The following is a 17,574-nucleotide window of genomic DNA, read 5'->3' on the forward strand; positions in this document are numbered from 1 at the left end:
ACCGGCGGTCCCCGCACTCCCGGGGCGCCACTACTGTCGGAACCATGAGCGTGCGGCGGATCATGGGCACCGAGGTGGAGTACGGGATCTCCGTCCCCGGCGACCCGGGAGCCAACCCCGTGGTGTCGTCCACCCAGGTCGTGCTCGCCTACGCCGCCTCCGTCGCCGCGCCGCGGGCACGCCGGCCGCGCTGGGACTACGAGGTCGAGTCGCCGCTGCGCGACGCCCGCGGCTACGACCTGTCGGCACTGTTCGGCGCCGGCGACCCGGACATCGACGACATCGGCGCCGCCAACGTCATCCTGTCCGACGGGGCACGGCTGTACGTCGACCACGCGCACCCCGAGTTCTCCGCGCCCGAGGTGACCAACCCGCTCGACGCCGTGCTGTTCGACAAGGCGGGGGAGCGGGTGATGGAGACGGCGGCGACGCTGGCCACCGCCGTGCCCGGCGCCAAGCCGCTCCAGCTGTACAAGAACAACACCGACGGCAAGGGGGCCTCCTACGGCACCCACGAGAACTACCTCTGCCGGCGTGAGACGCCGTTCCCGTCGCTGATCGCCGGACTGCTGCCGTTCTTCGCGTCCCGGCAGGTCTTCGCCGGGTCCGGCCGCGTGGGCATCGGCACCAACGGCCAGACGCCGGGGTTCCAGCTGGCCCAGCGGTCGGACTACATCGAGGTCGAGGTGGGCCTGGAGACCACCCTCAAGCGCGGCCTGATCAACACCCGGGACGAGCCGCACGCCGACGCGGACCGCTGGCGGCGGCTGCACGTCATCATCGGTGACGCCAACCTGGCCGAGACGGCCACCTATCTCAAGGTGGGCACCACGGCGCTGGTGCTGAGCATGATCGAGGCCGGCTGGCCGCTGCCCGGCGTCGACCTTCAGCACCCGGTGTCCGCGGTGCACCAGATCTCCCACGACCCCGGCCTGGCGGTGACCGTGCCGCTGGCCGACGGCCGCCAGCTCACCGGCCTGGACATCCAGCGGGCGTACGCGGAGTCCGCCGCGGCCTTCGTCGCCGACCGGTACGGCGACGACGCCGACGACCAGACCCGCGACGTGCTGCAGCGGTGGCTCGACGTGCTCGACGCCCTTGCCCGCGACCCGATGGAGCTGGCCGGGGTGCTCGACTGGCCGGCGAAGCTGCGGCTGCTGGAGGGCTTCCGGTCCCGGGACGGCCTGTCGTGGGGGGCGCCGCGGCTGGCGCTGGTCGACCTGCAGTACTCGGACGTGCGGCTGGACCGGGGGCTGTACAACCGGCTGGTGGCCCGCGGGTCCATGCAGCGACTGGTCACCGAGGACGCCGTGCGGGCGGCCATGGTGTCCCCGCCCGAGGACACCCGTGCGTACTTCCGCGGCCGCTGCGTGTCCCAGTACCCCGAGCGGCTGGCCGCGGCGTCCTGGGACTCGGTGATCTTCGACGTGGGCCGCGAGTCGCTGGTGCGCATCCCGACCATGGACCCGTCCCGTGGCACCAAGGCGCACGTCGGCGCGCTGCTGGACGCCTCCGCCGAGGCCGCGGAACTGGTCGACGCGCTGACCGCGCGTCCCTGAGCCGCCGGAGCGCCCGGGCCGCGGCGTCCCACTGGGTAAGGTCGGCACCGGGGACACGGGCGCACCGGGTCCGGTCGATGGGAGTGGCAGATGGCGCAGGAGCAGACCTCCCGGCAGGGCGGCGGCGACGGGGGTGACGAGACCGGCGGCGCGGACGCGGCGGGCCAGGAGCGTCGCGAAAAGCTGGCGTCGGAGACCGACGACATCCTCGACGAGATCGACGGTGTGCTGGAGTCCAACGCGGAGGACTTCGTCCGGTCGTACGTGCAGAAGGGCGGCCAGTGACCGGTCGTCCGGACCTCGGTGGCTGGCCGGTCTCGGCGGTGCCCGCGGCCTACCTGACGCCGGGCACCGGTTCGTTCGCCGACTTCCTGGCCCGCGCCGAGCCGCACCTGCTGCCCGGCCAGGGCACCGGTGCCGCGCCGCTGCCGCACGGCACCACGATCGTCGCGCTGACCTGCGCGGACGGCGTCGTGATGGCAGGTGACCGGCGCGCCACGATGGGCAACCTGATCGCGCAGCGGGACATCGAGAAGGTCTTCGTCGCCGACTCGCACTCGGTCGTCGGCATCGCCGGCACCGCCGGGATCGCGGTAGAGATGGTGCGGCTGTTCCAGCTGGAGCTCGAGCACTACGAGAAGATCGAGGGTGTCCGGCTCTCGCTGGACGGCAAGGCCAACCGGCTGGCGTCGATGATCCGCGGCAACCTCGGCGCGGCGCTGCAGGGTCTGGCCGTGGTGCCGCTCTTCGCCGGGGTGGAGGCGGACGGCATCGCGCCGGGCGCGGACGCCGGCCACGCCGGTCCCGGTGGCGGCCGCATCTTCTCCTACGACGTCGCCGGCGGCCGGTACGAGGAGCACGACTACTACTCGGTGGGGTCCGGGTCGATGTTCGCCCGGTCCGCCCTGAAGAAGCGGTACCAGGCGTCCGCCGACCTGGCGTCCGCGGTGCGCGCCGCGGTCGAGGCGCTGTACGACGCTGCCGACGACGACTCCGCCACCGGCGGTCCCGACCTGACCCGGCGGATCTTCCCGGTGGTGGTCGCAGTGACCGCCGCCGGTGCCGTCCGCTGGTCCGACCAGGCCGTCGGCGCGGTCGCCGAGGCCGTGGTGGCCGGCCGCATGCTCCACCCCGGCGGCTGATCCCATCCGGCTCCGGCCCTTCCGACCGCACGGCGGTCCCGGGCAGACCAGGGGCCGCACGCCGTCGACGCGGCGGACCGGACCCGCGGACCCGTCGAGCCGGCCCCCGCCGCACCCGCACCACGACCACCGATCCGAGAGGTCCCGCCCGCCGTGACGATGCCCGTCTACGCCTCCCCCGAGCAGTTCATGCGGGACCGGTCGGAGTACGCCCGCAAGGGCATCGGCCGCGGACGCAGCGTCGTCGTCACCCCGTACTCGGGTGGTGTGCTGTTCGTCGCCGAGAACCACTCGCCGACGCTGCACAAGGTCAGCGAGATCTACGACCGGATCGGGTTCGCCGCCGTCGGCCGCTACAACGAGTTCGAGAACCTGCGCACGGCGGGCATCCGGCTGGCCGACGTCCGCGGCTACTCCTACGACCGCCGTGACGTGACCGGTCGGTGGCTGGCCAACGCCTACGCGCAGACGCTCGGTTCGATCTTCTCGGAGCACCAGAAGCCGTTCGAGGTCGAGCTGTGCGTGGCCGAGGTGGCCAGGGACGGCGGCACCCGCTCGGCGGCGGACAGCACCTCGGGGGCGGCGCCCCGCGACCAGCTGTACCGGATCGCCTACGACGGGTCCATCGTGGACGAGCCGCAGTTCGTCGTGATGGGCGGCGCGACCGAGCCGGTCGCGGCGGCCCTGGGCCGCACCTTCCAGGTCGGGTGGGACCTGCGGGACGCGCTGCGGGCGGCGGTCGACGCGCTCGGCGCCGGCGGGGACGGCACCTCCCGGGAACTGCGCCCGGCACAGCTCGAGGTCGCGGTGCTGGACCGGACGCTGCCCGGCCGGACCTTCCGCCGGCTGACCGGTGCGGTGCTGGCCGGGCTGCTCGACGGCGAGCCGGTCACCCACGAGACGGTCGCCGCCGCCGACCGGCCGGACGACAGCGAGGGCCCCGGCCTGCCGGCCGGTTCCGACGAGGGCCGCAGCGCCGGCGCGGACGGCGGCTCGGCGGCCACCGGCACCGGGACCGACACCGGGACCGTGACCGACACGGTGACCGACACCGCCGCCGGGACCGGCGAGGACGGCGGCGGCCCGGGCGACACGGGCGACACGGGCGACAGGGACCGGGACGGCGGCGAGGACGGTCACGGCCCGGGTCGCGCAGTCCCTGGCGGGGACGACCCGACCGCCTGACGGCCATGCAGGGTCCGGCGATGCCTTCGGTCGTCGCGGATCGCCGCGCCGTTGGCACGCCACCGGCGGCCCCGCATCCCCGGCCCGGACGGGTATCAGGACGCCGCACCCACCCCCTCCTGACCGCCGTGCGTGCAGGGGGGACAGCCCGGTGACGGCGGCCGGCATCGTGGGGACAGTGGGGACAGTGGGCCCGGCCGGCACAGTGGGCAGAGGGGGCCCGCCCGGCCCGCCCGGCACGGCCGACCGGGCGGCACTGTTGCGGCGGCACGGCGCGTGCCTGCTGGACCCGCGGCACCACCACTCGTCCGGCGACGGCGGCGTCCGGCTGGCCACCGCCTACCGCCCGGACACCCTGTTGCTCGGCGCCGGCTTCACCCGGCTGCGGGCGCGGTTCGACGCGCTGGTGGCGGACCTGCTGCCGGACGTCGAGCCGTCCATCAGCGGCGCCCGGCTGGAGCTGCGGCCCCGCCGCCCAGGTGCCACCGGCCCGGACGCCTGGCGGCTGCTGCGCGACGTGCAGGCCAGGGACGCCGAGCTGGCCGCTGCGCTGACCCTGAACCACCTGCTGTCCGTGCCGGAGCAGCCGGGCGGCAACCCCTTGGCGGTCGACCACGGCCGGCCGGGCCTGGACCGGTACGCGCAGAGCTTCCCCGGCCGCGGCCCGGTCACCCTGCCGGCGCCCCGTCCCCGGCGGGCCGGCGGGCGGCGCCCGCGCGTCGTCGTGCTGGACACCGGGATCGGTCGACACCCGTGGTTCCTGGCGGACCCGGCGGTGACCGAGGTCGAGCTGCCCGGCGGCCGCCGCATCGGCCCGCAGCTGGACCCCGGGCCGGTGCGGCCGGCGGATGGCGCCGGCGACGTGCCGCAGCCGCTGCTGGGCACCCTGGGCACCCACGCCGGGCACGGCACCTTCGTCGCCGGCCTGCTGCGGCAGGTCTGCCCGGACGCCGAGATCGTGGCGCTGGCCCTGATGGGCGCGGACGGGCTGGTCGCCGAGGACGTGCTGACCGGCGCGGTCGCCGACCTGGCCGACCTGCAGGAGGCCGTCCCGGGCTGGGCGGACGCGCTGGTGCTGTCGCTGGGCTACTACTCGGAGAGCCGGCACGACCGCGCCTACACGTCCGCGTTGAAGGGGCACCTGCTCCGGCTGGCGCGGGCCGGCGTGGCCGTCTTCTGCGCCGCCGGCAACGACGCCACCCGGGCGGAGTCGTTCCCGGCCGCGCTGGCCGACGACCCGGAGTTCGCCGAGCCGGACGTCGTCCCGCTCGCCGCGGTGGCGGCGTTGACCGCCGGCGGCCGGGTGGCCGCGTTCTCCAACGACGGGCCGTGGGTCAACGCCGAGGAACGCGGCGTCGGGCTGGTGTCGACCGCACCCGTCGGGATGGCCGGCGCCGCCCGCCCGGCCGTCCGCGCCCGCGGGGTCCGCGGCCGGCCCCGCAGCAGCGGCGACGCCGACGACTTCGGGTCCGGCTGGGCGTCGTGGAGCGGGACGTCGTTCGCCGCCCCGGTGCTGGCCGCCCGCTACCTGAACCGGCTGCTCGACGCCGGGTCGCCCGGCTCCGCGCCGGCCCGCCGGGCGCTGGTGCCGCTGGGTCGCACCGTGCGACGGACGAGCGGTCCGGCGGGCGCACGTATCAGCGCGGCCGACGACGCCTCCGACAGGGTGCCGGACCACTAGCATGCCTCCCACGCGGCCCCCGCTCGCCTCCCGACCAGCGCGGATGTCGCGGCCGGCGGGCGTGGCGGCGGTGCGCGGCGGAGCCGTCGCCCCGGCCGGCCGGCCGCCCGGGACGGCGGCGCCGGCGCAGGCATCCACGCCGACAGCGGGACCGAGAGGACACCATGACCGAGCCCGGCGAGACCCCCGGACGCCGGCCCTCCGCGGAGGGCACGCCCGCGGACCCGTACGTCCGGTACGACGCCCGCGTCCTGGACCCCGTCACTGCGCACCGGCTGCCCGACGGCACGCCGCCCGCGACCACCAGCTACGTCACCGACCGGCTGGTGGTCACCGCCCGCAGCCTGGTCGAGGCCCGCGAGCTGGTCGCCTCGGTCGGCGCCGGGCTGTCCGGCACCGGTGACGGCCGGCGGCTGGGCGTCGTGCGCAGCCCCTTGGACCTCATCGGCGAGCCGGCCCGGGAACCGGTCGACGAGGCCGAGGCGCGCCTGGCCCGGCTGCTCACCGCCGCCGACCAGCTGGGGCTCCCGCTGGTGTTCGGCGTGCAGATCGGCGACCTGACCGACGACCCCGGCCCCCGCGTCCCGGTGGACGTCTGGCCGCTGCTGCTGCGGCTGCGCAGCACCGACGAGCGGCTCGCCGCCGCCGTCGGGCTCGACCATCTGATGATCTCGTCCGCCCTGGTCAGCGGCAACCCGTTCCCCGCCCGCGGGATGGCACTGGTGCAGGGCAGCCCGTTCTCCGCACGCGGGTTCAGCTCCGGGGTGGCCACGTATGTGCAGGCCGGGTCGGGCGGCCACGGCCCGGTGACGGTGGTCCTGGACCCGCCGCGCGCGCTGCCGGGCGAGGCGTCGCCGCGGGTCGTCGTGCTGGACACCGGGGTCGGCCGGCACCCCTGGTTCGACGCCGTGCCGGTGCAGGACCGGCTGCTGCTGGCCGGCGGCGACCCGGTCGGCGTCGACGTCGACGACCCGGCCGCGGTCGACACCGACCCGGAGGCGGCGGGCGCGGTCCCGGACCCGATGACCGGGCTGCTCGGCAGCCACGCCGGCCACGGCACCTTCATCGCCGGGCTGCTCCGGCAGACCTGCCCGTCCGCGGAGATCGTCGCGGTGCGGGTGATGGGCGTCGACGGGACCGTGCCGGAGACCGAGCTCGCGGCCGCCCTGCTCGGCGTGGCGGTCCGGGTCCGCCAGGACCCGCCGTTCCCCGTCCACGCCCTGGTGCTCTCGCTCGGCTACTACGCCGAGACCGGCGCGGACCTGGACTACACGGCCGGCATCAAGGTGCTGCTGGCGGCACTGGGCGAGTCGGGTGTCACGGTGTTCGCCGCGGCCGGCAACGACAGCAGCCGCACGCCGATGTTCCCGGCCGCCTTCGCCGCGACCGGTCCCGGGGACACCCGTGGCCTGGACTGCGTCGTCGCGGTCGCGGCCGAGAACCCCGACGGTTCCGACGCCTTGTTCTCCAACGACGGGGCGTGGGTCCGCGGCCGCGCGCCGGGCGCCAACGTGGTGTCCACGGTGCCGGTCACCCAGCAGGGCGGCGGGCAGGCCGACGACCGCTTCCCGGGGCCGTTCGAGGCGTACCGCGGCACCATCGACCCCGACGACTACTCCAGCGGCTTCGGCACCTGGAGCGGCACCAGCTTCGCCGCACCGGTGCTCGCCGGCCGCTACCTGGCGGCGCTGGCCCGCTCCGGCCTGCCGCTCGACACCCAGGACGCCGCCGCCCGCACGCAGTGGCGGGCGCTCGTGCCGCTCGCCGCCGCCGCGGCGTCCGGCGAGGAGGAGACCCGGTGACCGTCCCGCCCACCCTGGACCCGGCCGGGCCGGCCGCCGCGCCGGGCCCGGCCGGGGAAACCGACCGTCCGGGTGCCGCGGGCCCCGCGCCCACCGACGCCTCCGGGCAGCCCGGCAGCGACCACGCCCGCAGCGCCACCGGGACGCCGGTGCCGGCGCAACGCCGCAGCGGCGACGTCGGCGACCTCGTCGTGCAGGCGGCCGCGGCGTTCACCGACTACCGCAACGGCGTCGCGGGCGGCATCGACCGGCTGGTGAGGCTGGTCAGCCCGCTGCTCTGGCACACCGCCCGGCAGTGCGGCCTGTCCCCGGCGGAGGCCGAGGACAGCGTCCAGCAGGCGTTCGTCGCGCTGGTCCGTCGCGGGGCCACGATCTCGGACCCGCTGGCCGTCGTCCGCTGGCTCACCGTGACGCTGCGCCGGCAGGCCTGGCGGGACCGTGCGGTGTCGGCGCAGCGCACCGCGGCCGAGCCGACCGACCTGGACCTGCCGCGCGAACCCTCCGCCGAGGCCAGTGCGGTGCTGACGGACGAGCAGCGGCGGCTGTGGGAGCACGTGGGGCAGCTGTCCGAGCGCTGCCGGCAGCTGCTGGCGGTCATCGCGTTCGCCCCGCGGCCGGACTACGCCGCGATCGCGCGGAGCACCGGCATGCCGATCGGCTCCATCGGACCGACGCGCGGGCGCTGTCTGGACAAGTTGCGGGCACGCCTGCAGGGCGAGGAGTGGAGATGACCGGAACACCGGACGTGCCGGCCGGCGCCGCGGCGCCGATGGACCGCCGAGACCTGGAGCTGCTGGCCGGGATCGTCGCCATCCACGACGCCCTGGACCCCATGCCGGCCATGCTGCCGGACATGGTGCTGCTGGCCCTCGGGGCCACCGACCTCGACGCCGAGATGGCCCGGCTGATCGAGTCCGAGAGCAGCCTGGCCGGTACCCGCGGCGCGGACCAGCCGGTCGAGCACGCCCGCCGGATCACGTTCTCCAGCGAGCACCTGACGGTGATGGTCGCCGTGGAGCGGAACGCGGACGGCACCGTCCGGCTCGACGGCTGGGCGGCGCCCGGCGCGCACCTGCGGGTCGAGCTGCGCGGCGGCGAGCGGACCGTGCAGGGCCAGTGCGACGCCGACGGCCGGTTCGTCCTCGACGGCGTCCCCACCGGTCCCGCTCAGCTGGTGCTGCACCCGACGGACGAATCCGACCCGGCGGTGCGGCTGCCGGTCGTCACCCCGGCCGTGCAGCTGTAGCGGACCGGCCGGCGGGCCCGCGCGGGACGGCCCGCGGATCAGCGTCCCCGGTGGCCCACCGCGTCCACCCGCACGACGGTGTAGGCGGTGTCCGGGGTCGGCGGGGTGCCGAAGCGGGCGTTGACCGCGTACAGCGAGCCACCTCGCCGCGCGATCGTCGTCGGCACGGCGAAGTCCGGATCGGTCAGCGTGCTGACCAGCCGACCCGACCGGTACGCCGGGTCCAGGACGAGCACCGCGATTCGGTTCAGCTGGTTCTGCACCACGTAGAGCACGTCGCGGCCCTGCCGCAGCAGGCCGTCGCCGTCCGTCAGCAGCACGCCACCGAGGTCGACACGCTGCGCCTGCCCGGTCGCCGGCGAGATCCGCAGCAGCAGTCCGGTGTTCGACTGCACCGCCAGCAGGGTGCGGCCGTCCGGCGACGCCTCGATGCCGTTCAGGTTGAAGCCCGGCTGCAGCACCAGGTCGCCGTGCAGCGGCAGCGTGCGCGCGGTACCCAGGGCGCCGCCCCGGCCGATCGGCACGACGTACAGGACGGCGCGCAGCGAGTCGGTGAAGTAGGCGGCGTCGCGGGTGACCACGACGTCGTTGACGAAGGTCGGCGTCGCGGCCGGGTCGGCGACGAACCGGTAGCTGCGCAGCAGGGCACCGGTGCGGGCGTCGTACACGGTCCCGGTCCCGGTGCCGGCCCCGGACACCCAGAGCCGATTCCGGGCGTCCACCTCGGTGCCGGTGGCGGCGCGGCCGGCGGCGCCGGGCACCAGTACCGCGCCCCGGCCGGTGCGCAGGTCGCCGCGGTAGATCGCCCCGGTGGCCACCGACCCCACGTAGAAGGACGTGCCGCGGCCGATGGAGATGCCCTCCGGTTGGAAGCCGTCCGGGAGCGCGACGACGTCCGGCCACCCGCCGTGCCGCCCCTGCTCCTGGTCCTGCCCGTGCCCGTGCTCCTGACCTCCGTGCACCGCCGGCGCGGCGAGGGCCACGCCGCCGCCCGTGAGCAGCAGCCCGCTCGTCGCCACCGCCAGGACCGCCCGTACCGCACCCCGCACCCCGCGCACCCGAGACCTCCCCGTCCGTTCCGTGTCACCGCCGTGTGACGGCGCTCACCACGGACAACGACCGGACGGTCGCGGCGGTTCACCGCCGGTCCCTGCGGCGCGGGCCTGTCCCGACCGCGCCGGCGCTGTGAAGATGTCCGGGTGCCCACCCGCCGCCCGGACGACGTCCCGGCCGAGCGCGCGGCCGGCCTGCTCGCCGACATCCGGCAGGCCGCCAACGCCGGGCGGTTGACCGCGGCGGTCCGCATCGGCGAGCGGGCCCTGCGGCAGCTCGGCGACCACCCCGAGGTGGCGGACGTCCGCGTCCGGATCCAGGTCGTCCTCGGCACCTGCCACGCCGACACCGGCCGGGTCGACGAGGCATTCCGGCTGTTCGACGACGCTGAGCGCCGCCGGCCCGGCGCCCGGGACGGCGTGGTCGACGGTGCCCGCGGACTCCTGGAGTTCCGGCTGGGCCGGTCCGCGGACGCTCTGGCCTCGTTCTCCCGGGTGATCGACGGGGCTCCCGATGCGGACGCCGTGACGCGCTGGGCCGCGTCGGTCAACCGCGGGTTGTTGCACATGCAGGCCGGACACCTGGCGGACGCCGCCCGGGACACCCAGCGCGCCGCCGAGCTGGCCGAGGGTTTCGACGACCGGGGCCCGGCGCTGATGAGCCGCCACAACCTGGGCTACGTCCAGTACCTGGCCGGTGACATCCCGCGGGCCCTGGCCGACATGGAACTGGCGCAGCGGGCGGCGCCGGAGAGCTACGTCGGCATCCCGGCGCTGGACCGGGCCCGCGTGCTGCTCGCCGCCGGCCTGCAGACGGAGGCCCGCGAGTTCCTCGACCTGGCGCTGGCCGACTTCACCCGGAACCGGGCCAGGACGGAGCTGGCGGACGCCCTGCTGGTGTCCGCCGAGCTGCGCGCGCTCACCGGTGACCTGGCCGGCGGGCGCCGCGAGGCACGACGTGCCGGCACCGTGTACCGGCAGGTCGGCAACCAGGTCGCCGCTCTGCTGGCCGACTACTCGGTGCTGCGGCTGCCGTCGCTGCTGCCGCCCGACGCCGCCGGCCGGCCGGGCGGCGGCGCACCGGCGCAGTCCGGCTCGGCTCCGCCGACCCCCGGCGTCCACGGCCGCGACCCCGCGCTCACCGGCCGCCGCGGCCGGGACCCCTCGCCCGCCGGGCTCCGCGGCCGGGACCCCGCGCCCGCCGACGGCCCGGCCGCCGCGGACCTGGCCGACCGGCTGCTCGCCGCCGGCTTCGCCGAGGAGGCGGCGCACGCCCGGCTGCTCGCCGCCGAGGCCGCGCTGGACCGCGGGGACGTGCCCGCGGCGGCGGACCGGCTGGCGGGGGCGGACGCGGCGGCCGCACGCCCGACGCTGGCCCTGACTCTGCACCGGCGCCTGGTCCGGGGACGGCTGGCCGCCGCCCGCGACGACATCCACGGCGCCCTCGCCCAGCTGCGCGCCGGCCTCGACGAGCTCGCCGACTTCCAGGCCCGCTTCGGCTCGCAGGACCTGCAGTCCGGCTCGGCCGTCCACGGCCGGCTGCTCGCCCGGACCGGGCTCCGGCTGGCCGTCGGCACCGGGTCGCCGGCCAGGATCCTGCAGTGGCTGGAGCGCAGCCGGGCGGCGAGCACCCGGCTCGCGGCCGTCACGCCGCCGGCGGACCCGGAGCTCGCCGAGCTGCTGGGCGCTCTGCGGCAGGCCACCAACCAGGCCCGCGAGGCCGCTCTCGGCGCCGGACCGGACCCCGACCTGGACCGGCGGGTGGCCGAGCTGCGACGCCGGGTGCGCGCGCGGTCCTGGATCGTGGCCGGCAGCGGTGCGGTCCGCCGCCCGGTGACGCTGGCCGCGGTGCAGCGGCTGCTGGCCGCCGACCCGACGGATCCCACAGTGGTGGCCTACGTGACGGGCGAGGGTGCGGTCTTCGCGCTGACGGTCACCGCCCGCCGGGCCGACTTCCGCCGGCTCGGTCCGTGGCCGGGTGATCCGCAGCGGCACCGCCGGCTGGTGGCCGACCTGGACATGCTCGCCGCCGGGCGGGTGCCGCCGCCGATCCGCCGGGTCGCCCGCGCGTCCGCGGCGGCCGAGCTGCGGCGGCTGGACCTGGAGCTGGTGCAGCCGCTGCGCGACCGGTTCACCGGCGGGCCGCTGCTGGTGGCGGCGGTCGGCGAGCTGGCCACCCTGCCGTGGACGCTGCTGCCGTCACTGGCCGGCTGCCCGGTGTCGGTGAGCTCGTCGGTCACCGCCGCCATGGCCGGTGCCGGGCGTCCCGCGCGCGCCCACCTGCGCGGCGTGCTGTCGGTCGCCGGGCCGGAGGTGCCGCACGGTGTCGAGGAAGCCGAGCGCGTCGCGCAGCTGCATGCCGGCGCCGGCCTGCTGGCCGGCGACGCGGCCACCGGCGAGGCGGTGCTGGCGCAGGTGCCGGTGGGCGGCGTGCTGCACGTGGCCGCGCACGGCCGGCACGAACCCGAGAGCCCGCTGTTCTCGTCCGTGCTGCTGGCCGACGGACCGCTGTACGCCTACGACATCGCACCCAATCCGTCCCTCCCGGACCAGGTGGTGCTGTCCTGCTGCGACGTCGGCCGCAGCGCCTTCCGGCCCGGCGGGGAACCGCTGGGCCTGGCCGCCGCCCTGCTCCGCAGCGGCGTGTCGACCGTGGTGACAGCGGTCAGCCGGGTGTCGGACGGGGTGGCCGCCGCTGTCATGGCCGAGTACCACGCCCGGTTGCTGGACGGCGCCGGTCCGGCGGCCGCCCTGGCGCAGGCCGTGGCCGCGGTGGGCGACCCGGCCGACCCGGACGGCGTGGCCGCTCCGTTCAGCCTGTTCGGCGCCGGCAGCTGACGTCCCGCGGCCCGCCGCAGGGCCCCGGCGCACCACGGTGTCCGTCCGCCGGCGCCGGCGGACGCTACCCGGGGTCCGGTGGCGACCGGTAGCCGCCGGCGACGCCCGCGAGCAGCTCGGCGAACGTGACGGCGGTGTCGTCCTCCGACCGGGGGCCGAGGATCTGCACGCCGACCGGCAGCCCACCGGTGGCGCCGGCGGGCGCGACGACAGCAGGAACTCCGGTCAGCGTGGCAATCACCACCCAGGCCGCCAGGTCGGTGGCCGGCCGCGGCCCGGCGGCGCCGGCGAGCGTGCGCCCGGCGGGCGGGCGGTCGTCGTGCAGCGGTGCGGTCGCCACCGTCGCCGGGCACAGCACCACGTCGGCGTCCGTGAACGCGCGGTCCCAGGCGGCCCGCAGCTCCGCGCGGCGCCGCTCGGCGGCGGCCAGCTCGGCCGCATCGACCTCGCCGCCGGTGCGCACCGCGAAGTAGGCGCCGAGCAGCGTCTGCAGCGTCGCACCGTCCCGGCGCGGGTCGGCGCCGTCCGGCCAGCCGGCGCGGACCGCGACGCCCGCGGCGGCGAGCCGGTCCACCAGGTCGGACAGCACGGCACCGACCTCCGGTTCGACCGGGGCGGCCGGGTCGTCGAGCACGAACCGGACCCGGAAGTCCGGCAGCCGCCGGTGCCGCGGCGGCGCCGGTGTCCAGCCCTCGTCGGGAGCGTGTGCCGGGCCGCCGACGACCCGCAGCGCCAGTCGCAGGTCGCCGGCCGTCCGGGTGAGCGGGCCCAGCGTCGCCAGGTCGTCCAGCGGCAGCTGGGCGAACGGCACGCCCGGCGGCGCGAAGCCCAGCAGCGGCACGGTGCCCGCCGAGGGGCGCAGCCCGTACACACCGCACAGTGCCGCCGGGATCCGGACGGACCCGACCAGGTCCGACCCCACGTCGAGCGCGGACAGGCCCGCCGCCACCGCCGCGGCCGCGCCGCCGCTGGACCCGCCCGGCGACCGCCGCAGGTCCCACGGGTTCGACGTCCGGCCGTACACCGGGTTGGCGGTCGCCCCGAAGTCCGCGAGCAGCTGCGCGACGTTCGTCGTGCCGAGCACCACGGCCCCGGCGAGCCGCAGCCGGCGGACCACCTCGGCGTCGGCCGGCGACACCGCCCCGGCGAAGGCCGGCTCGCCCCAGGTGCTGCGCAGCCCGGCGACCGGGATCGCCTCCTTCACGGTGACGGGCACGCCGTGCAGCGCGCCGGTCCGGTCGGCCGGCGGCACGGCGTCGGCCCGGTCCGCGGCCGCCAGCGCCCCGTCCCGGTCCACCTCGACGACGGCCCCGAGCGCGGGATCGACCCGCTCGATCCGCTCGAGCAGCGCCAGGGTCGCCTCGCGGCTGGAGAGCCGGCCGCCACGGACGGCCGCAGCGATCTCCGCGGCGCTGCTCCGGACCGGATCCGTCACGACGCCCACCTCCGCCCGACAGACCGCCCGTGCCGACCGCCATCCTCGTCCACCCGCCGACCGGCGGCCAGCCCGCGGACCAGCGGTCAGCTTGCGAACCGGTGGCCTGCCCGGCGCCGGCGGTCCGGGCACCGCGCGAACCGGTCCAGGCCACACTCCGGGAACCGCCCCGGGCACCCCCTGGAACACGGGATGGGCCGCCGGTCCCGCCGTCCCTAGCGTCGTCGACATCAGCCCGCCGGCCGGCGGCGGGCCATCACGAGACCAGGAGATCCAGATGGACACCACCGTCGTGCAGCCCGGCGCCGCCGACTCCTTCGCCATGCCCGCCACCCGCGCCGTGCCGGTCGCCGGCGCCGCCGACACCAGCGGCGCATGGGAGGCGATCGAGCTGACCGTCGAGCCGGGCGGCCGGTCGCCGCTGCACACCCTGTCGACGGACAAGGTCTTCTACGTCGCTGAGGGCACCATGACCTACGACCTGGACGGGGCGGCGGAGACCGTGGCCGCCGGCGGGTTCGTGCGCGTGCCGGCGGGTGTGCCGCACTGCTACCGCAACGTCTCCGGGTTGCCGGTGCGGCAGCTGGTGCTGACCACCGGCGCGACGCAGCTGCAGTTCCTGCAGGGGATGGGCGCCCTGGCCGCCTCCGGCGCTCCGGACCGCGACCGGGTGGCGGCGCACGCCGCCCGGTACGGCGTGCGGCTGCTCTGACCGCCGCGGCGGCGGGTCATCCCGCCCCGCCTTCCGCGGCGTGCAGCGGCGCGAAGTGGTCGAAGAACAGCGCGGCCACCAGCTCGCTGCGGCTGCCCACGTCGAACTTGGCGAAGAGGGCTTTGAGGTGGTCGCCGACGGTGAACTCGGAGATGCCCAACTGCCCGGCGATCCGGCGGTTGGACAGCCCGCGCGCCACGAGCTCCAGCACCGCGCGCTCCCGCGGCGTCAGTCCGCGGGCCCGCACGACGAGGTCCGCGAGCTGCGGCGGTCTGACCTGCTCCACGACCACCGCGAGGTGCGGCCCCAGCTCGGTGGCGTGGAACGCCAGCCAGCGCCCGGTCGGGGTCGGTGCGGCCGCGCTCGCCGGCGCGCCGGCCCGGCGGCGGGCGGCGACCGCCTGCACGACCTGCGGCACCTGGTCCAGGTCGCCGAGCAGCCGACGGGCCTCCGGGTTGACGTCGAGCACCCGCCCATCGAGCGAGGCCAGCAGCAGGCCGGCGGCCCCGTCACCGTCCGGGGTCGCCGCAGGTCGGACCACGGACTTCCGCAGTGCGCGGGCGAACGGCCGGCCGAGTTCGCCGACCGCGGCCACCTCGTCCGCGGCGAACGTGCCGCCGGACCGGAGCAGGCACAGCGCGCCCCACGCCGTCTCGCCGTCGTGCATGACCAGCCGCAGCTCATCGGTGATCCCGCGCGGGCGGTAGACGTCCCGGTAGCGGGCGCTGTCGGCGGGGGCGCCGGCCGTCGCCTGGTGGAGCGTGCCGATCAGCGGGCCCTGCGCCAGCGCGCGCAGCGACAGCACGTCCCGGTGGCGGTACTCGTTGTCGAAGACGGCGTTCTCCAGGTCGACGTCCCGGTCGGCGCCGTCGACCACGCACGACGCCCACAGCAGCGTCGCCGGATCCAGCACCGCCCAGACCGCCACGTCGTCACCGACCGCGCCACGGAGCCGCCGTGCCGCGTCCCGCCGCAGCTCGACGTGGTCCAGCCCGGGCGGCAGCGAGCCGAGCACGCGTTGGGTCAGCTGACCGCGCCGGCCGTGCGCCATCGGGCGAGCGTAGGGGACCGCGACGGGCGCCGTCCGCACATCGGCGCAGCCGGACGGTTGGACGGAGCGGGTTCCGGGCACCCTCGCGCGGACGACGTCGGTGGCCGACCCCGGGTGTCCCCGGGTGCGGCGGACGTGGTCCTCCGCCCGCCGCCCCGGACGAGAGGTCGCCCATGTCCGTGCTCACCCGCCAGGCGGTCGCCGAGATGATCGGCACCGCGATCCTGGTCTTCTTCGGTGTGGGGTCCGCGGTGTTCGGCTTCGACGCGATCGGGCCGGTCGGGGTGGCGTTGACCTTCGGCCTGGTGCTGCTGGCGCTGGTCTACGGCATGGGCCCGGTCACCGGTGCGCACCTCAACCCGGCGGTGACGCTGGGGGTGCTCATCCGGAAGGGGATCGACGTCCGCGACGCCGTCGCCTTCTGGGTCGCCCAGCTGGTCGGCGGCGTGGTCGGGGCGGCGGTGATCCAGCTGCTGCTCGGCGCCGGCGGGGCCGCCGACCACACCGGCCACAAGGGCACGAACAACTGGGGGAGCACGGTGAACCTGACCGGCACGGTGGTCCTGGAGATCGTCCTGACCTGCGTGCTGGTGCTGACGGTGCTGCTGACGACCGCCCCGTCCGCGCCTCCGGGGTTCGCCGGCCTGGCGATCGGCCTGGTGCTGACGGCGATCCACCTGGTCGGCATCCCGCTCGACGGGACCTCGGTCAACCCGGCCCGGTCGCTGGGGCCGGCGCTGTTCGAGGGCGGCAGCGCGCTGGCGCACGTGTGGGTGTTCCTCTTGGCACCCCTGGTCGGCGGTGCGCTCGCGGCGGTGCTGGTGCCGGTGCTGCGGCCCGGGGACAGCAGCGACGGTTCGGACGGCAGAGACGGCAGAGACGGCAGAGACGGCAGAGACGGCAGAGACGGCGCTGACGGCGCGGACAGCGCGGACGGCGCGGACAGCGCGGACGGCGCGCGCGGTGCGGTGTCGGACGGTGGCCGGCGGCCGGGCGGCGCCAGGGCGCACCCGACGGCGCCGGGCGGCCGGCGCTGACCCACCGGGCGGCGGCCGCGGTGCCCTGCTGCGCGGCCCAGGCCCGGGCCGGTCAGCCCTCCTGCTCGGTGGGCCGGATCAGCACCTCGTTGATCGCCACCCGGCGCGGCCGGGTCACCACGTACCCGATGGCGTCGGCGATGTCCTCGGCCTCCATCCGCTCCATGCCCTCCCAGCGGGCCCGGTTCTGCTCCTGGATCTCGGGCCGGTTGTGGCTGGACAGCTCGGTCTTCACGGCGCCCGGTTCGATCAGCGACACCCGGACGTGCCGGCGGGTCACCTCCTGCCGCAGCGACTCGGCGAAGGCGCCGACGCCGTGCTTGGTGAGGTTGTAGACGCCGCTGCCGCTGCGGGCGACCCGGCCGGCGACGCTGCTGACGAGCACCAGGTCGGCCACCGACCGGGGCCCGCCGTCGGCGGCGGACAGCAGGTGCGGCAGGGCGGCGTGCGAGGTGTACAGCAGCCCCAGCACGTTGAGCTGCACCATCCGCTCCCACTCCGGCACCGGCGCGTCGACGATCGGGCCGAGCAGCATGACGCCCGCGTTGGCCACCACGGTGTCCAGCCGCCCGAACCGCTGGACCGCGGCGTCCACGGCGTCCCGGGCCGCCTGCTCGGAGGTGACGTCCGACTCGACGACCAGCGCCTCGCCGCCGGCGTCGGCGATCCTGCCGGCCAGCTCGGCCAGCCGCTCGCGCCGCCGCGCGACCACCGCCACCCGGGCGCCGAGTCCCGCCAGGTGCAGGGCCGTCGCGTACCCGATGCCACTGCTCGCGCCGGTGACCAGCGCGACCGTCCCGTCCAGTCCTTGTGCCATGCCGCCATCCTGACCCT

Annotated in this window: 14 protein-coding genes and 1 pseudogene; 11 read left to right on the forward strand and 4 right to left on the reverse strand. The window is 76.8% G+C overall.

The features are described 5' to 3' along the window. Positions 1-50: 50 nt before the first annotated feature. From dop to IEY37_RS04290, 8 genes and pseudogenes are all read left to right on the forward strand, one after another. A complete protein-coding gene (gene dop / locus IEY37_RS04255; RefSeq protein WP_188940799.1) occupies positions 51-1,559 on the forward strand; it encodes a depupylase/deamidase Dop in 1,509 nt (502 codons plus the stop codon). 90 nt (positions 1,560-1,649) lie between these two features. After that, positions 1,650-1,844: a ubiquitin-like protein Pup gene (locus IEY37_RS04260; protein ID WP_188940296.1), complete on the forward strand. Its 195-nt coding sequence runs from the start codon at positions 1,650-1,652 to the stop codon at positions 1,842-1,844. Continuing rightward, on the forward strand, positions 1,841-2,701 hold the full coding sequence (gene prcB, locus IEY37_RS04265; protein WP_229673829.1) for a proteasome subunit beta: 861 nt from the start codon (positions 1,841-1,843) through the stop codon (positions 2,699-2,701). The genes IEY37_RS04260 and prcB overlap by 4 nt, the downstream gene beginning before the upstream one ends. Before the next feature lie 153 nt (positions 2,702-2,854). After that, positions 2,855-3,637 (forward strand): annotated as a pseudogene (gene prcA, locus IEY37_RS04270) (proteasome subunit alpha); the annotation flags it as partial. 436 nt (positions 3,638-4,073) lie between these two features. Beyond that, positions 4,074-5,567, forward strand: coding sequence for a S8 family serine peptidase (locus IEY37_RS04275; protein ID WP_229673831.1), 1,494 nt, complete (start codon positions 4,074-4,076; stop codon positions 5,565-5,567). Between the two features lie 164 nt (positions 5,568-5,731). Then, positions 5,732-7,369 (forward strand): S8 family peptidase, encoded by a 1,638-nt coding sequence (locus IEY37_RS04280; protein ID WP_188940299.1) that lies wholly within the window; start codon positions 5,732-5,734, stop codon positions 7,367-7,369. Then, a complete protein-coding gene (locus tag IEY37_RS04285; protein ID WP_229673833.1) occupies positions 7,366-8,100 on the forward strand; it encodes an RNA polymerase sigma factor in 735 nt (244 codons plus the stop codon). Before IEY37_RS04280 ends, IEY37_RS04285 begins: the two co-directional genes overlap by 4 nt. Next, positions 8,097-8,615, forward strand: a complete 519-nt coding sequence (locus IEY37_RS04290; protein WP_188940300.1) for a carboxypeptidase regulatory-like domain-containing protein — start codon at positions 8,097-8,099, stop codon at positions 8,613-8,615. Before IEY37_RS04285 ends, IEY37_RS04290 begins: the two co-directional genes overlap by 4 nt. A gap of 38 nt (positions 8,616-8,653) precedes the next feature. Here IEY37_RS04290 and IEY37_RS04295 read toward each other — a convergent pair whose 3' ends face one another. After that, entirely contained in the window at positions 8,654-9,673 is a 1,020-nt protein-coding gene (locus IEY37_RS04295; protein ID WP_188940301.1) for an SMP-30/gluconolactonase/LRE family protein, read from the reverse strand. 141 nt (positions 9,674-9,814) lie between these two features. Between IEY37_RS04295 and IEY37_RS04300 the strand changes: the two genes are divergently transcribed. After that, on the forward strand, positions 9,815-12,505 hold the full coding sequence (locus IEY37_RS04300) for a CHAT domain-containing protein (protein ID WP_188940302.1): 2,691 nt from the start codon (positions 9,815-9,817) through the stop codon (positions 12,503-12,505). Positions 12,506-12,569: 64 nt separating this feature from the next. On the opposite strand, the gene IEY37_RS04305 is transcribed toward IEY37_RS04300, so the two are convergent. Then, positions 12,570-13,940 (reverse strand): amidase family protein, encoded by a 1,371-nt coding sequence (locus tag IEY37_RS04305; protein WP_229673835.1) that lies wholly within the window; start codon positions 13,938-13,940, stop codon positions 12,570-12,572. A gap of 277 nt (positions 13,941-14,217) precedes the next feature. Between IEY37_RS04305 and IEY37_RS04310 the strand changes: the two genes are divergently transcribed. Then, positions 14,218-14,652 carry a cupin domain-containing protein gene (locus IEY37_RS04310; RefSeq protein WP_188940304.1) on the forward strand — a complete coding sequence of 145 codons (435 nt, stop codon included), beginning with the start codon at positions 14,218-14,220 and terminating at the stop codon, positions 14,650-14,652. A 16-nt stretch (positions 14,653-14,668) separates the two neighbouring features. On the opposite strand, the gene IEY37_RS04315 is transcribed toward IEY37_RS04310, so the two are convergent. Further along, entirely contained in the window at positions 14,669-15,703 is a 1,035-nt protein-coding gene (locus IEY37_RS04315) for a helix-turn-helix transcriptional regulator (protein WP_188940305.1), read from the reverse strand. A 173-nt stretch (positions 15,704-15,876) separates the two neighbouring features. On the opposite strand from IEY37_RS04315, the gene IEY37_RS04320 reads away from it, so the two are divergent. Further along, complete coding sequence (locus IEY37_RS04320; protein WP_188940306.1) at positions 15,877-16,740, forward strand: MIP/aquaporin family protein; 864 nt, start codon at positions 15,877-15,879, stop codon at positions 16,738-16,740. A 52-nt stretch (positions 16,741-16,792) separates the two neighbouring features. On the opposite strand, the gene IEY37_RS04325 is transcribed toward IEY37_RS04320, so the two are convergent. After that, complete coding sequence (locus tag IEY37_RS04325; protein WP_188940307.1) at positions 16,793-17,557, reverse strand: SDR family NAD(P)-dependent oxidoreductase; 765 nt, start codon at positions 17,555-17,557, stop codon at positions 16,793-16,795. Positions 17,558-17,574: the final 17 nt, after the last annotated feature.

It is taken from the genome of Nakamurella endophytica (assembly GCF_014646215.1).
Taxonomy (GTDB): domain Bacteria; phylum Actinomycetota; class Actinomycetes; order Mycobacteriales; family Nakamurellaceae; genus Nakamurella; species Nakamurella endophytica.

Coding starts and splice junctions, on each gene's coding strand:
- IEY37_RS04260 (WP_188940296.1), top strand. CDS start 1,650: ATGGCGCAGGAGCAGACCTCCCGGCAGGGCGGCGGCGACGGGGGTGAC.
- IEY37_RS04280 (WP_188940299.1), top strand. CDS start 5,732: ATGACCGAGCCCGGCGAGACCCCCGGACGCCGGCCCTCCGCGGAGGGC.
- IEY37_RS04290 (WP_188940300.1), top strand. CDS start 8,097: ATGACCGGAACACCGGACGTGCCGGCCGGCGCCGCGGCGCCGATGGAC.
- IEY37_RS04310 (WP_188940304.1), top strand. CDS start 14,218: ATGGACACCACCGTCGTGCAGCCCGGCGCCGCCGACTCCTTCGCCATG.
- IEY37_RS04315 (WP_188940305.1), bottom strand. CDS start 15,703: ATGGCGCACGGCCGGCGCGGTCAGCTGACCCAACGCGTGCTCGGCTCG.
- IEY37_RS04320 (WP_188940306.1), top strand. CDS start 15,877: ATGTCCGTGCTCACCCGCCAGGCGGTCGCCGAGATGATCGGCACCGCG.
- IEY37_RS04325 (WP_188940307.1), bottom strand. CDS start 17,557: ATGGCACAAGGACTGGACGGGACGGTCGCGCTGGTCACCGGCGCGAGC.